General features: G+C 71.0%; 11 protein-coding genes. 3 read left to right on the top strand and 8 right to left on the bottom strand.

The genetic code is table 11. The annotated features are described in order from the left end of the window. Nucleotides 1-118 precede the first annotated feature (118 nt). Nucleotides 119-1678, bottom strand: a complete 1560-nt coding sequence (locus tag KM933_RS33200; protein WP_308013622.1) for an MDR family MFS transporter — start codon at nt 1676-1678, stop codon at nt 119-121. A gap of 251 nt (nt 1679-1929) precedes the next feature. On the opposite strand from KM933_RS33200, the gene KM933_RS33195 reads away from it, so the two are divergent. Continuing rightward, the gene (locus KM933_RS33195; protein ID WP_221359344.1) at nt 1930-2529 is read left to right on the top strand and encodes a TetR/AcrR family transcriptional regulator; all 600 of its coding nucleotides are present in this window, start codon (nt 1930-1932) and stop codon (nt 2527-2529) included. On the opposite strand, the gene KM933_RS33190 is transcribed toward KM933_RS33195, so the two are convergent. Then, nucleotides 2526-3257 carry a M23 family metallopeptidase gene (locus KM933_RS33190; RefSeq protein WP_221359342.1) on the bottom strand — a complete coding sequence of 244 codons (732 nt, stop codon included), beginning with the start codon at nt 3255-3257 and terminating at the stop codon, nt 2526-2528. The genes KM933_RS33195 and KM933_RS33190 overlap by 4 nt on opposite strands. 417 nt (nt 3258-3674) lie before the next feature. Continuing rightward, nucleotides 3675-5219, bottom strand: a complete 1545-nt coding sequence (locus KM933_RS33185) for a carboxylesterase/lipase family protein (protein ID WP_221359340.1) — start codon at nt 5217-5219, stop codon at nt 3675-3677. A 173-nt stretch (nt 5220-5392) separates the two neighbouring features. Here KM933_RS33185 and KM933_RS33180 point away from each other — a divergent pair, with 173 nt between their 5' ends. Beyond that, entirely contained in the window at nt 5393-8527 is a 3135-nt protein-coding gene (locus KM933_RS33180; RefSeq protein ID WP_221359338.1) for an NACHT domain-containing protein, read from the top strand. Nucleotides 8528-8680: 153 nt separating this feature from the next. Here the strand turns inward: KM933_RS33180 and KM933_RS33175 are convergent, their stop codons facing one another. Then, entirely contained in the window at nt 8681-11209 is a 2529-nt protein-coding gene (locus tag KM933_RS33175) for an ATP-dependent Clp protease ATP-binding subunit (protein WP_221359336.1), read from the bottom strand. Between the two features lie 440 nt (nt 11210-11649). Between KM933_RS33175 and KM933_RS33170 the strand changes: the two genes are divergently transcribed. Next, nucleotides 11650-12252 (top strand): SCO3374 family protein, encoded by a 603-nt coding sequence (locus KM933_RS33170; protein ID WP_221359334.1) that lies wholly within the window; start codon nt 11650-11652, stop codon nt 12250-12252. On the opposite strand, the gene KM933_RS33165 is transcribed toward KM933_RS33170, so the two are convergent. The 4 genes from KM933_RS33165 to KM933_RS33150 all read right to left on the bottom strand — a co-directional run bounded on the left by KM933_RS33165 (nt 12231) and on the right by KM933_RS33150 (nt 14217). After that, entirely contained in the window at nt 12231-12566 is a 336-nt protein-coding gene (locus tag KM933_RS33165; protein WP_030573823.1) for a histone-like nucleoid-structuring protein Lsr2, read from the bottom strand. The genes KM933_RS33170 and KM933_RS33165 overlap by 22 nt on opposite strands. A gap of 260 nt (nt 12567-12826) precedes the next feature. Continuing rightward, nucleotides 12827-13366, bottom strand: coding sequence for an amino-acid N-acetyltransferase (locus KM933_RS33160; protein ID WP_221359332.1), 540 nt, complete (start codon nt 13364-13366; stop codon nt 12827-12829). 9 nt (nt 13367-13375) lie between these two features. Further along, complete coding sequence (locus tag KM933_RS33155; RefSeq protein ID WP_308013621.1) at nt 13376-13879, bottom strand: BlaI/MecI/CopY family transcriptional regulator; 504 nt, start codon at nt 13877-13879, stop codon at nt 13376-13378. Between the two features lie 158 nt (nt 13880-14037). Continuing rightward, nucleotides 14038-14217, bottom strand: a complete 180-nt coding sequence (locus tag KM933_RS33150; protein ID WP_221359330.1) for a hypothetical protein — start codon at nt 14215-14217, stop codon at nt 14038-14040. Nucleotides 14218-14387 lie beyond the last annotated feature (170 nt).

Here is a 14387-nt window from a genome sequence, read left to right as displayed (position 1 = left end):
AACGCCCGAACACCCGATGCCCGGACGCCCGGACGCCCGGACGGGCTGACTGTGCCAGCCCGTCCGGCACTCCGGCACTCCGGCGTTCGAGGACCGGAGGTCCGGGGCGGGAAGACCCCTACTCCGCCCCGGCGTCCCCGCCGGAAGGCGCACCCGCCCCCCGGAGCGGAACCTCCTTCACGAACAGCGCCGTCACCAGCGCCACCACCGCCACGGCCGCCCCCAGCAGGAACGCCGAGTGCGTACCGGACGCCACCGCGTGCTGGTACGCCTCCCGCGCCGCCACCGGCAGCTTCGCCAGGCTCGCCGCGTCCAGCTGGGCCGACTGCTCGGTCACCCTGGACCCCAGCGCCCCGGCCCGCTCGGCCATCGCGTCCTGGACCCGGTGGTTGAACAGGGCCCCCATGATCGCGACACCGAAGGACGACCCCAGCGTGCGGAACAGCGTCGTGCTGGACGACGCGACACCCATGTCCTTCATGTCGACGCTGTTCTGCGAGACGAGCATGGTGATCTGCATCAGACAGCCCATACCGGCGCCGACCACGGCCATGTAGATCCCGGACGTCAGCCGCGACGTCTCGGTGTCCATGAGCGACAGCAGGTAGAGCCCGACCACCATCAGCGCACTGCCCGCGATCGGGAAGACCTTGTAGCGCCCGGTGCTGGTGGTGACCCGCCCGGCGATCATCGAGGTCACGAGCATCGCGCCGAGCATCGGCAGGAGCAGCAGCCCGGAGTTGGTCGCGGACGCGCCCTGCACCGACTGCTGGTAGAGCGGCAGGAACAGCACCGCGCCGAACATCACGAACCCGGCGACGAAACCGACGACGGACATCAGCGTGAAGTTGCGGCTGCGGAAGATGTGCAGCGGCATGACCGGCGCGGCCGCCTTGGTCTGCACGAACAGGAACCCGACGAGTGCGGCGACCCCGATCGCGATCAGTTCCATGATCATGGCGGAGTCCCAGGCGTACTCGGTCCCGCCCCAGGTGGTGACGAGCACGATCGCGGTGATGCCCACGGTGAGCAGCGCGGCACCCAGGTAGTCGATCCGCGCCTCCACCCGCTTCCTGGGCAGGTGCAGTACGGCGCTGACGGCGATCAGGGCTATGACACCGAGCGGCAGGTTGATGTAGAAGGACCAGCGCCAGCCCCAGTGGTCGGTGATGGTGCCGCCGACCAGCGGTCCGCCGATCATGGCGAGGGCCATCACGCCGGCCATCATGCCCTGGTACTTGCCACGCTCCCGCGGCGGGATCAGGTCACCGATGATCGCCATGACGCCGACCATCAGACCGCCCGCGCCGAGCCCCTGGACCGCGCGGAAACCGATGAGCTGCCCCATGTCCTGGGCCATCCCGCTCAGCGCCGACCCGATCAGGAACAGCACGATCGAGGTCATGAAGACGCCCTTGCGCCCGTACATGTCGCCGAGCTTGCCCCAGATCGGGGTGGAGGCGGCGGTCGCGAGCGTGTACGCGGTGACGACCCACGACAGGTGCTCCAGGCCGCCCAGCTCTCCCACGATGGTCGGCATCGCGGTGCCGATGATCATGTTGTCCAGCATCGCGAGCAGCATCGCGATCATCAGGGCGAGCAGGACGACCCGCACGCTCCTGGGCCGCCTGCCCGCGGGCGCGGCGTCCGCCGGCGGGGCCGCGCCCGCCGCCCCGATCGCTCCGACCGCCCCCGTCGGATCCTCCGGTGCCGGTGCCGGTGCCGGTGCCTCCGCCCCGTCCGCCGTTCCGGCCGCCCCGGCCGTCCTCGTGTCCGCCACTGTCCCACTCCCCTGGTACCGCACTGCACTTACTTGCCGACCGGCAAGTTGACTACACTGGGGAAAGTAGACCCGTAACTAGCCGGGCGTCAAGTAAGTTTTCTTCTTACCCGCGCCTACGGCGTGCGACCAGGACGAGGAGCGCCACCATGGACGGCAGCAGGCAGCGGCGGCGGGGAGACACCCGCCAGCGCATCCAGGACGTGGCCGTCGAGCTCTTCGCCGACCAGGGGTACGAGAAGACCTCCCTGCGCGAGATCGCCGAACGGCTGGACGTCACGAAGGCGGCGCTCTACTACCACTTCAAGACCAAGGAGGACATCCTCGTCAGCCTCTTCGAGGATCTGACGAGGCCGATGGACGAGCTGATCGAGTGGGGCCGGGGACAGCCGCACACGCTCGACACCAAGCGGGAGCTCCTGCGCCGCTACAGCGAGGCCCTCACCCAGGCGGCCCCGCTCTTCCGCTTCATGCAGGAGAACCAGGCGACGGTCCGCGAGCTGAGCGTCGGCGAGTCCTTCAAGGACCGCATGCTCAAGATGCTGGACATCATCAAGGAGCCGGACGCGCCACTGACGGACCAGGTCCGCTGCGTGAGCGCGCTGTTCACCATCCACGCCGGGATGTTCGCCCTCAAGGACATGGAGGGCGACCCCGAGGACAAGCGGAAGGCCGTCCTGGAGGTCGCCGTCGAACTGGTCACGCGGGCACACACGGGGCCCTACGGATCCCCAGGCGGCGGGGCCTAGAGGCGCACGCCCTTGGACCGCAGGAAGGCGACCGGGTCGACCGCCGTCCCGTAGCCGGCCGTCGTACGGATCTCGAAGTGCAGGTGCGGCCCGCTGGAGTTGCCGGTGTTGCCGGAGAGCGCGATCCGCTGGCCGGTCTTCACGGTCTGGCCGATCCGCACGTCCACGCGGGACAGGTGCGCGTACTGCGAGTACGCGCCGTCGGCGTGCCTGATCACCACGGCGTTGCCGTACGCGGGACCGTCGCCGGCGCCGTTGCCGCCGGCCTTCACGACGGTGCCGCCGTGGGCGGCGAGGACCCGGGTGCCGGAGGAGACGGCGAAGTCCTGGCCGGAGTGGGTGGTCGACCACAGGTTGCCGGCCTGGGCGAAGCTCGCGGAGAGCTTGTACTGCTCGACCGGGTTGATCCAGGAGGCGACCGTCTTCGCGGCAGCGGGCTCGGCCGCGGCCTTCTTGACAGCGGCCTTCTTGACGGTGGCCTTCTTCGCGGCGGTCTTCGCGGCCGCGGCCTTGCTCTTCGCCTGGGCCGCCTTCGCCTGGGCCGCGGCCTGCTGCTGCACGGAGGCGGCGGCCGAGACCGGCAGGGAGACCGCGCCCGACGCGGTGTCGGCGGCGACCGCGACCCCGGTTCCGGTGACGGCCGAGGCTCCCAGGCCGAGGGCCAGGAAGGCCGCCCGGACACGGAGCGGGGTCGTGCCGGACATACGGGATTCGGTGCGCTGCGACATGGGGGTTACCTCCGGGGGACGGGCACCACGCACCCGGCACGCTGAACGTGCGTCGGGCGGGGTCGGTCATCCCTTGGTAACCCGCGCTTCCGCAATCCCCCAAAACCCCCATCTACGATGCCAAGTCGTATTTGATGGAGAAACTTCCTCCCCCTTGACAGGATCGAGGATTGATCGGAAATCCTCCTGGTTTTTCGCAGAAGTCGGGTTTAGCCCCACCTCATACACGGTTCGTCCAGCCTCGGCCCCGCTCCCCCGAGCCTTACGGCACCCTCCGGGACCCTGGCCCCGTCCCCAGGGCCGAAGGTCCTTCATGCCCCTTTCCGAGTCCTCACTATCATCGCTAGTAGGGGCTGGTACGCCTGTGCGTCATGTCACCGGGCGCCGTGTCCCGGGGGCCGGAGGATGTGACCGGGGCTACAGCCCCGGACCCCGTCCACGAGCCGCGAGCAGGGGAAGCGCCCCGAAGACGTGGTCCTGCCACAGCGTCCGCGACACCTCCTCCGGGTACGCGGTGACACTCGGGCGCACGTCGAAGAGCCGCACCGGCCGCCGCTCGACGTCGTACGCGGGCCAGCCCGGTCCCTCCCCCGCCGCGAACCGCGTCCAGGCGGACCGGAACAGCCCCGACAGCTCCTCCGCCTCGGCGGGCGGCGCCTCCCCGAACAGCAGCGCGGGCAGCCCGCCGCCCAGGTTCCCGAAGACCAGCGGCACATCGAGCCCGTGGCAGGCGCCGAGCAGCCCGCCCATGCCGGGGGTCTCCCAGACCAGCTCGTAGAAGTACGCCCGCCCGCCGCCCGCCACCTGCGCCTCGGCCAGGTGCAGGGACGGCATGCGGAAGAGCCAGTCGGAGCGGACCAGCTCGTACAGCCCCGCCGGACCGAGGTCCGGGAATGCCTTCCGGTACGCCTCCTCGCCGGCCCCGTCGGGCGAGAAGTCCCGCAGCGCCCGTGCGGCCCGGTCCTCCGCCATCTCCTCGCCCAGCGTTCCGTCGAGCGCCATGAAGAGCCGGTACTCGTCCCGGGTGTGGCCGACCACCAGCTCGACGTCCCGTGCCGCACCGGCGGCGAGCGCCTCCCAGGGGGCGCGGGGCAGCACCTCTCCGTCCACCACGGGCGCCAGCGGGATCGCCGTGCGTGCCAGTACCCCCCACCGCGGCGCGTACCGCCCCATGCGCGCCCCGAGCGCGTCCGCCGCCGCGGGCAGCAGCCCCGGCGCCACCGTGCCCAGGTCGTCCGCGGTCGGCCGCAGTCCCAGCTCCGCCGCGAGTTCCGCGGCGACGTCCGCGGCCAGCCCGGCCGAGAGGAACGGGGCGGGCACGCTCTGGGCGACGGCCCGCCGGAAGAGCCCGGCCGCCCGCTCCGTCGCGAGCAGCGCGGCGAGCGAGCCGGCGCCCGCCGACTCGCCGAAGACCGTGACGCGGTCCGGGTCGCCGCCGAAGGCCCGGATGTTGTCCCGCACCCAGGCGAGCGCCGCGAGCTGGTCGAGCAGTCCGCGGTTGGCCGGCGCGCCCTCGACGAGCGCGAACCCCTCGATGCCGATCCGGTAGTTGAGCGTCACCAGGACGACGCCCTCCCGCGCCAGCCGGCCGCCGTCGTACTCGGGCAGGCCCGACATCCCGATGACGTACGCGCCCCCGAACAGCCACACCATCACCGGCAGCCCGGCACCGGGACCGGGCTCGGGCGTCCAGACGTTGAGCGTCAGCCAGTCGCCGTCGTCGGCGTCCGCGGGTGCCAGCGCGTCCGTGCCGAACACCGCGGACTGCGGGGGCGGCGTCCCGAACGCGGTCGCCCGCCGTACGCCGTCCCAGCCCGGCGCGGGCCGCGGTGCCCCGAACCGGAGCGGGCCGACGGGCGGCGCGGCGTAGGGCACGCCCCGGAACACCGCCGTGCCCGCCTTTCCGGTCTCGCCACTCAGTACACCTGCGGTGGTACGGACCTCGGGTGCGTCGGCCTTCATGGCCGCTCCCTCCGTGGACGGTTCGGACACCACGGATCCTCCCGCCGAACCGGGTCGCACGGCCACCGCCTCACCCCCTCCCGCCGAGATCCACGATCCCTTCAAGATCCACGACGGGAGTGCGTCCCGGCCGATACGCTGGCGGACCACTCACCATGACCTCGGGGGATGCCATGGAACCGACGACCGTGGGTGTGCGGCTGGCGTCCGCTGTGGCCACACCGCTCATCAGGAAGCTCTTCGTGACGGACGGGCCGGGCGCGGACCTGGTCGACAGGCCCGTACGCATCTCGTCCCGCGTCTCCTTCAGGGGCGAGCAGCGCACGCTGAGCAGGAAGGACGTGACCCGGCTCGCCACCGAGCTGGTCGGCCGGGCGCTCAGGGGGACCGCCGAACGGTCCGTCCCCGCGGACGAGGAACAGGCCGTCGTCCACGCCCTCGCCGACACCCTGTACGCCCTCGGCGACCTCACGATGACGGACGCGCAGGCCGTGGAGCTCGGCCACGCGGATCTGGCTCGCCACCTGCGCCGCACCGCGGGGGACCCCGGCCGGGACCTCGGCCTCGACGCGACGGTGTTCTACGAGCGGCTGCTCGACACGGCCTGTCTGCACATCCTGCACTTCTTCACCCAGCGCTCGGCCTTCGTCCCCAGGACCTTGGTCGAGCAGACGCGGCGGCAGGCCGAGCTGCTGGCGAAGGTGGACGAGCTGATCGCCCGTACGCCACCCGCCGGCGGGGGCGACGCGGAGTTCGAGCGGCGCTTCCTCGCCTACACGGCGGCGAAGCACGGGCAGCTCACGATCTACGGCATCGACCTGGTGGACTCACCGGACCGCTGGCCCCTGGACGTCGCCTACCTCACCCTGCGGGCCCTGCGCCCGGCCACCGGCGACGAGGACGGCGGGATGGCCGGCGGGATGGCCGACGGAGCAGCCGGCGCGCCCGGTCCGGCGCTGTCCGCCGAGGAGGCCCTGTCCGAGCAGGACCTGGTGCTGCTGAGGGGGGTGGCCGGCTCGGGCAAGACCACGCTGGTGCAGTGGCTCGCGGTGACGGCGGCGCGGGGCGGACGCGGCGACCGGATCCCCTTCGTCCTGCCGCTGCGCACGCTCGTACGCCATCCCGGCGCACTGCCCGCGCCGGCGGACTTCCTGGCCGCCACCCGCGTGCCCTTCCACGGCGCCGCCCCGGACGGCTGGGCCGACCGGGTGCTCGGGGCGGGCCGCGCCCTGCTGCTCGTCGACGGCATCGACGAGATCCCGGAACCCGACCGCGAGCGGACCCGCCGCTGGCTGCGCGACCTGCTCGACGCCTACCCGGGCAACCAGTGGCTGGTCACCTCGCGCCCCTCGGCCGTACGGGAGAACTGGCTCGCCGCGGACGGCTTCACCGAGCTGACGCTCGCACCGATGAGCCGCGACGACGTCAGGGCGTTCATCGGGCGCTGGCACACGGCGGCCCGCGCCGGCACCCCGGACACCGGACGCCTCGACGCGTACGAGACCTCGCTCCTGGACGCCGTCGGCACCAGGCCGGACCTGGGCCGGCTGGCCACCAACCCGCTGATGTGCGGCCTGATCTGCGCCCTGCACCGGGACCGGCGCGGCTATCTGCCGCACGGACGGCAGGAGCTGTACGACGCCGCGCTCTCCATGCTCCTCGCGCGCCGCGACCGGGAGCGGGACATGCTCCCGCACGACGACGTCCGCCTCCCCGAACTCCCGCAGGTCCGGCTCCTCCAGCGCCTGGCCTACTGGCTGATCCGCAACAACCGGCTGGAGATGGACCGCGAGCGGGCCGAGCGCATCGTCGCGGACGCCCTGCCCTCGCTGCCCGCCGTCGCGAGCCAGGGGGACGCCCCGACGATCTACCGCCATCTCCTCGTGCGCAGCGGACTGCTGCGCGAGCCCTCGGCGGGGACCGTCGAGTTCGTCCACCGCACCTTCCAGGACTACCTCGGTGCGAAGGCGGCCGTGGAGGACGGCGACTTCGGGCTCCTCCTGCGGTCCGCCGCCGACTCCCAGTGGTCGGACGTGATCCGGATGGCCGTCGCCCACGCCCGGCCCCACGAACGGGCGGAGTTCCTGACCCGGTTGCTGGCCGCCGCCGAACACGCCGGGCCCGCCGGGGGCACCCGCATCCGGCTGCTCGCCCTCGCCGGCCTGGAGCACGCCACGGAACTCGATCCGCGGGTCAGGGCCGCCGTGGAGGAGCAGGCGGCCACGCTCATCCCGCCCCGCACCGCGGAGGAGGCCCGGGAGCTGGCCGCGGTGGGCCCGCTGGTCCTGGAGCTCCTGCCCGGACCCGAGGGCCTGTCGGAGGCGGAGGCCAGGGCGGTCGTCGTCACGGCCTCCCTCATCGGCACCGACGCCGCCGTCCCGGTCCTGGCCCGCTTCCGCACCCACCCCCGTGTGTCGGTCCGCGCCCAGCTCACCTGGGCCTGGGACCGCTTCGACACCGAGCGGTACGGAGCCGAGGTCATCGCCCACCTGCCGCCGGAGGGCCTGTACTTCACCGCGCACTCGGCCGCCCAGTTGCACGTCCTGCGCTCCTTCGGCGGCCGTCCCGGCCTCGACCTCGTCGGGAACATCGAGGCGGCGGAACTGAGGACCTGCCTCGGAGCGGACACGACACGTTCGCTCGTCATCCGGTCGAACGACCGGCTGCGCGATCTGAGCGTGCTCGCGGGCCTGCGCCGGCTCCGGCGTCTGACCGTCCGCAGCAGTGCGCACATCGCCGACCTGAGCACGCCGGCCGCACTGCCGCTGGAGCAGCTGTCGCTGGACCGCATGCGGGGACTGGAGAGGCCGGACGCGCTGGCCCCGCTCTCCGGTTCGGCCACTCTGCGCGAACTCGGCATCGGTCTGCCTCTCCAGGGAGACTCCCTCGACGCCGCCCTTCCGCGGCTGCCGCTCACTTCGCTGCGCTTCAGCGGACACGCCCTCCGGTTCACCGGACTGCGCGGCCTGCGGCACCTGGACTCGTTGCGAACACTGGTCCTGGGGGCCCTCTTCGAACCGCTCACTCCCGAGGACCTCGCGGAGGTGGCGCTGCTTCCCGGACTGGAGGAACTGGGGCTGAGATGGGCCGCCCTTCCATGGGACGAAGGTCCCGTCCTGCCGGGTGTCGAGCGGCTCCGCCTCGACGGGTTCACCGGGGACGAGGACCTTTCCCGGGTTCCGGCCCTGTTCCCCGGGCTGCGCTCCGTCGTGTTCAACCTCGTCCCTGAGGCGGCGGACGTACCCGAGCACACCCGCCGGCTCTTCCCGGACATGCACACCGTCACGAAGATGTACACCGTCCTCTAGGACCTCCGAGGCATCCAGGGCAAGGACGCCCCGGCAGGCCGAAGGGGCCGGTGCTCGAAAGCACCGGCCCCTCGGTCACTCGGCGGATCGGTCGCCCGGCGGACAGGCGGGCAGTCCGTCCGCCGGGCGGTCGTTCTCAGGCGGACCCGGAGGTCACGCCTCCTTGCTCAGGTTGGGGCCCGCCCCACCGGCGGCCTGCTCGATCGGCGGGACGTCCGGCAGCGCGGACTTCTCCTCACCGCGGAAGGTGAAGATCTTGGCCTCGCCCTCGCCCTCGGTGTCCACGACCACGATGTGACCGGGGCGCAGCTCGCCGAAGAGGATCTTCTCCGACAGCGTGTCCTCGATCTCGCGCTGGATCGTGCGACGCAGCGGACGCGCGCCCAGCACCGGGTCGTACCCCTTGGTGGACAGCAGTTCCTTGGCGGACTGGGAGAGCTCGATGCCCATGTCCCGGTCCTTGAGGCGCTCGTCGACCTTGCCGACCATCAGGTCGACGATCCGCAGGATGTCCTCCTGCGTGAGCTGCGGGAAGACGACCACGTCGTCGACACGGTTGAGGAACTCGGGCCGGAAGTGCTGCTTGAGCTCGTCCGAGACCTTGTTCTTCATGCGCTCGTAGTTGGTCTTCTTGTCGCCCGAGGCCGCGAAGCCCAGGTTGAAGCCCTTGGAGATGTCCCGGGTGCCGAGGTTGGTCGTCATGATGATGACCGTGTTCTTGAAGTCCACGACCCGGCCCTGGGAGTCGGTCAGGCGACCGTCCTCCAGGATCTGCAGCAGCGAGTTGAAGATGTCCGGGTGGGCCTTCTCGACCTCGTCGAAGAGGACGACGGAGAACGGCTTGCGGCGGACCTTCTCGGTCAGCTGCCCGCCCTCCTCGTAGCCCACGTAGCCGGGGGGCGAACCGAAGAGGCGCGAGACCGTGTGCTTCTCGCTGAACTCCGACATGTCGAGGGAGATCAGCGCGTCCTCGTCGCCGAAGAGGAACTCCGCGAGCGCCTTGGACAGCTCGGTCTTACCGACACCGGACGGGCCGGCGAAGATGAACGAACCACCGGGGCGCTTGGGGTCCTTCAGACCGGCACGCGTACGGCGGATCGCCTTCGACAGCGCCTTGACGGCGTCGATCTGGCCGATGACCCGCTTGTGGAGCTCGTCCTCCATGCGCAGCAGACGCGAGGACTCCTCCTCGGTCAGCTTGAAGACCGGGATGCCGGTGGCGGTCGCGAGGACCTCGGCGATCAGCTCGCCGTCGACCTCGGCCACGACGTCCATGTCGCCGGCCTTCCACTCCTTCTCGCGCTTGGCCTTGGCGGCCAGGAGCTGCTTCTCCTTGTCGCGCAGGGAGGCGGCCTTCTCGAAGTCCTGCGAGTCGATCGCGGACTCCTTGTCCCGGCGCACACCGGCGATCTTCTCGTCGAACTCGCGCAGGTCCGGCGGCGCGGTCATCCGGCGGATGCGCATCCGGGAGCCGGCCTCGTCGATCAGGTCGATCGCCTTGTCGGGCAGGAAGCGGTCCGAGATGTAGCGGTCGGCGAGCGTCGCCGCCTGCACCAGGGCCTCGTCCGTGATGGACACCCGGTGGTGCGCCTCGTACCGGTCCCGCAGGCCCTTGAGGATCTCGATGGTGTGCGGCAGCGACGGCTCCGCGACCTGGATGGGCTGGAAGCGGCGCTCCAGCGCGGCGTCCTTCTCCAGGTGCTTGCGGTACTCGTCGAGCGTCGTGGCGCCGATGGTCTGCAGCTCACCACGGGCCAGCATCGGCTTCAGGATGCTCGCGGCGTCGATGGCGCCCTCGGCGGCACCCGCACCGACCAGCGTGTGCAGCTCGTCGATGAACAGGATGATGTCGCCGCGGGTGCGGATCTCCTTGAGGACCTTCTTCAGGCGCTCCTCGAAGTCACCGCGGTAGCGGGAGCCGGCGACCAGCGCGCCGAGGTCCAGGGTGTAGAGGTGCTTGTCCTTGAGGGTCTCGGGCACCTCGCCCTTGACGATGGCCTGGGCGAGGCCCTCGACGACGGCGGTCTTGCCGACGCCGGGCTCACCGATCAGCACCGGGTTGTTCTTCGTGCGGCGGGACAGCACCTGCATGACCCGCTCGATCTCCTTCTCGCGCCCGATGACCGGGTCGAGCTTGGACTCACGGGCGGCCTGGGTGAGGTTCCGGCCGAACTGGTCGAGGACCAGGGACGTCGAGGGCGTGCCCTCGGCGGGGCCGCCGCTGGCGCCGGCGGTCTCCTTGCCCTGGTAGCCGGAGAGCAGCTGGATGACCTGCTGCCGCACCCGGTTGAGATCAGCGCCCAGCTTGACCAGGACCTGGGCGGCGACGCCCTCGCCCTCGCGGATCAGGCCGAGCAGGATGTGCTCCGTGCCGATGTAGTTGTGACCCAGCTGGAGGGCCTCGCGGAGCGACAGCTCCAGGACCTTCTTGGCACGGGGGGTGAAGGGGATGTGCCCGGACGGGGCCTGCTGGCCCTGGCCGATGATCTCCTCCACCTGCTGGCGGACCGCCTCGAGCGAAATCCCGAGGCTCTCCAGGGCCTTAGCGGCGACACCCTCACCCTCGTGGATCAGGCCCAGGAGGATGTGCTCGGTGCCGATGTAGTTGTGGTTGAGCATCCGGGCTTCTTCCTGAGCCAGGACGACAACCCGCCGCGCGCGGTCGGTGAACCTCTCGAACATCGTTAATCGCTCCTCAGAGCGGTCAGGCAGTAAGGGGACGCTCCCCTCCCTGTCCTTCCGCAGCTTAGTCCCGCAAGCGGGGACCGCTCATTCCAACTGCCGACACCGGACCGAGAACCAGCACTGCCTCCTGAACCCGAACGCCGACATCTGCTCCAACCCGATGGTGCTGGGCGATGTTCCCGCAGGCCAAGCAGATACCCTCGCCAGCTGTACGCCGATGGCGAACGTGAGATGCCCGAACCGTGCGTGTCGCCCCTCCCACTAGGGATGTCTTACCCGTACGCACTGACACTCCATGCCGGGTACGCCGGTTCCCTCCGCTACGGGCGAACAGCCTTGCGCCGGCCACCGGCCCGGCACGCCCGCCCGATCGGCACCCTCCGCACCCGCCGGGCCACCCAGCGTAACCCGGACGCCCTCCGGGCGGTTGGCTTCGCATGGTCCCCTCGGTCCCCTTCCCCCGTCGTCCGTCCGGCGCGAACCACCGGGCCACGCCGGTCCCGCCGGTCCCACCGGTCGACACGGTCCGGCACTGGTACGAGAACGAACTGGGGTGGGCCACGGTGCCCGGCACTCCGGTGCACCTGCCGACGGGGCTGCGGTTCGACGTCCTGGACGTGCCCGCGGAGGCGGGGTACGCGGCGCTGCGGCACCTGGGTCCGGGCTCCCCGGTCGCGGTGCGGGCGGACCGGATGCGGCTGTTCGTCGCCGCGGGGGGCGCGGAGGAACTGCCGGGACTCCTGGACTGGCTGGAGTGGGGCTCCCTCGCACTGGACATCGGGGCGACCGGCTCGGGCGGGCGCGTCGAGGCGCCGCTGCCGCCGGGCCTCGCCCGGGTGACCGGCTCGCAGGGGGCCGCCGTATGGCTGCGGCCCCCTGAGCCCGGCCGCGAGGTGGAGTCGTCGCTGCCGACGCTGTCCGCCCTCGGCAGGGGCGGTGGGGACGCCCCCGATCTCGTACGACTCGTGGAGACGGTGGCCACGGGGTGCCACCGCGTCCGGCTGCGGCATCGCAGCGCTCAGCCGTTGGCCTTCTCGTAGGCCTCGCGAATGGACGCCGGAACGCGGCCGCGGTCGTTGACCTCGTAACCGTTCTCCTTCGCCCAGGCGCGGATCTGCGCGGTGTCCTGGCTGCCGCCCGAAGCCGCACGCGCCTTTCCGCGACCGCCCGAGGCACGGCCCCCGGTACGGCGGCCACCCTTGACGTAGGGCTCGAGAAGTCCACGGAGCTTGTCCGCATTGGCAGTGGTGAGATCGATCTCGTACGTCTTGCCGTCCAACGCGAACGTCACGGTCTCGTCCGCCTCGCCGCCGTCGAGGTCATCGACAAGAAGGACCTGAACCTTCTGTGCCACTGGATTTCCTTTCATCGATATCTTCAGGGCCGGGGTCCACGGCGGCCGCCGCAGTTTCGCGTCCCCTTGTTATATGCACTACTGCAGTACGTCGGAAAGCAAACCGCTTTTGCCGTGAAAACACAAACCCCTGCGAACCCCTGGCAGAGACCGGTGGGCCCGCGAAGACCGGAAACATGTGCGTTTCGGACATAGGGACACCGGGCAAGGGCCGACGGGCCGCCGCCGGGGGTATGCACCGGAGTATTACCCGGCGGCGATCACAGATGCAGAAGCATCCGGCTGTTGCCCAAGGTGTTCGGTTTCACTCGTTCGAGCCCCAGGAACTCGGCCACGCCCTCGTCATAGGAACGCAACAGCTCGGCGTGGACATCGGTGTCAACGGGCGTCTCACCGATCTCCACGAAGCCGTGCTTGGCGAAGAAGTCGACTTCGAAGGTCAGGCAGAATACCCGGCGAACACCGAGCCACCGGGCGGTCTCCAGCAACTTGCCCAGCAGCCGGTGGCCGACGCCGGCGCCCTTCAGGGCGGGGTTCACGGCGAGGGTGCGGACTTCCGCGAGGTCCTCCCACATGACGTGCAGAGCGCCGCAGCCCACGACCTCCGCAGCGGGGCCGGTGCCGCGTTCCGCCACCCAGAACTCCTGGATGTCCTCGTAAAGCGTCACCGTCGCTTTGTCGAGCAGGATGCGACCGCGGACGTAGGAGTCGAGGAGACCGCGGACCGCCGGGACATCGCTGGTCCTGGCCCGGCGGACGGTGAGGGCATTAGTGCTGACTTCGGGCTGCTCTGCTGGCATGTCCGGACGCTATCGCCCGCCCATGCCCTCCGCGGCGGCGGGGTTCTCACCCGCCGCGTTCCCGATCGGCGCGTTCCCGATCGGCGCGTTCTCGTCCGTCGCGTTCTCGTCCGGTGCGTTCCGGACCGCCGCGTTCTCCGGAGCGGGTGTTTCCGGTCCTTGGACGATACGTACGGCATCACGCAGCGCCTCACGCTGTTCCGGCGACATCATCCCGAAGAAGGCGACGAGAGCGGCGGCCGGGTTGTCGCTCTGGGACCAGGCGTCGTTCATGAGTGCCGCCGCGTAGGCGGCACGGGTGGAGACGGCCTCATATCGATAGGCCCGGCCTTCCGCCTCGCGACGCACCCAGCCCTTCTGATGGAGATTGTCCAAAACGGTCATCACCGTGGTGTAGGCGATGGACCGCTCCTGCCGAAGGTCTTCCAGGACTTCTCGGACGGTCACCGGGCGGTTCCACTTCCACACCCTCGTCATGACCGAGTCTTCGAGTTCTCCCAATGGGCGAGGCACAGCTCAGAACAATAGGGGGAGATGCCCTCCATCACCCGGTGGACATGGCATTGAACGGCAAACAGCAGCAAAAAGGGCGTACGACTCGAAAAGCTGATGAGTCGTACGCCCTGCCGGGCCGTGCGCGTCCGGGCCGTCCCGTGGCGGCCCGGAGCGCCTCAGACGTCGGTGTCGCGGGGGGTGCGGCGGGTGTGCTCGGCGCGGGCGAGGGCCGCGTCGACCGCCGCGTCCTCCTTGGCCTTGTTGGCGCCGCCCTGGGTCTTCACGATCGTCACGATCAGACCGGTGAAGAACGCGGCCATCACTACCGGGGGCACGAGCGCGGAGACGTAGTCCATGCCGTCCAGGGTAGTCCAGGGCGGCGGGCCGGCCGGGGATCGGGGTGGCGCGCCGCGTCACACGGCGGCGAGCCGCCGGGCGGAACCCGCGGGCGATCCGGCCGGCCTGCGCCGCGGCGGGAAGACCTCGCCCGGGGTCGGGACGGGGCGCTCGCGGGGCGCGGACCGCG

This window comes from Streptomyces beigongshangae (assembly GCF_019710745.1).
Lineage (GTDB): Bacteria > Actinomycetota > Actinomycetes > Streptomycetales > Streptomycetaceae > Streptomyces > Streptomyces beigongshangae.
The sequence above is the reverse complement of the archived record's forward strand: the minus strand, read 5'-3'. Positions and strand labels throughout refer to the sequence as shown.

Coding starts and splice junctions, on each gene's coding strand:
- KM933_RS33195 (WP_221359344.1), top strand. CDS start 1,930: ATGGACGGCAGCAGGCAGCGGCGGCGGGGAGACACCCGCCAGCGCATC.
- KM933_RS33190 (WP_221359342.1), bottom strand. CDS start 3,257: ATGTCGCAGCGCACCGAATCCCGTATGTCCGGCACGACCCCGCTCCGT.
- KM933_RS33185 (WP_221359340.1), bottom strand. CDS start 5,219: ATGAAGGCCGACGCACCCGAGGTCCGTACCACCGCAGGTGTACTGAGT.
- KM933_RS33180 (WP_221359338.1), top strand. CDS start 5,393: ATGGAACCGACGACCGTGGGTGTGCGGCTGGCGTCCGCTGTGGCCACA.
- KM933_RS33175 (WP_221359336.1), bottom strand. CDS start 11,209: ATGTTCGAGAGGTTCACCGACCGCGCGCGGCGGGTTGTCGTCCTGGCT.
- KM933_RS33170 (WP_221359334.1), top strand. CDS start 11,650: ATGGTCCCCTCGGTCCCCTTCCCCCGTCGTCCGTCCGGCGCGAACCAC.
- KM933_RS33160 (WP_221359332.1), bottom strand. CDS start 13,366: ATGCCAGCAGAGCAGCCCGAAGTCAGCACTAATGCCCTCACCGTCCGC.
- KM933_RS33150 (WP_221359330.1), bottom strand. CDS start 14,217: ATGGACTACGTCTCCGCGCTCGTGCCCCCGGTAGTGATGGCCGCGTTC.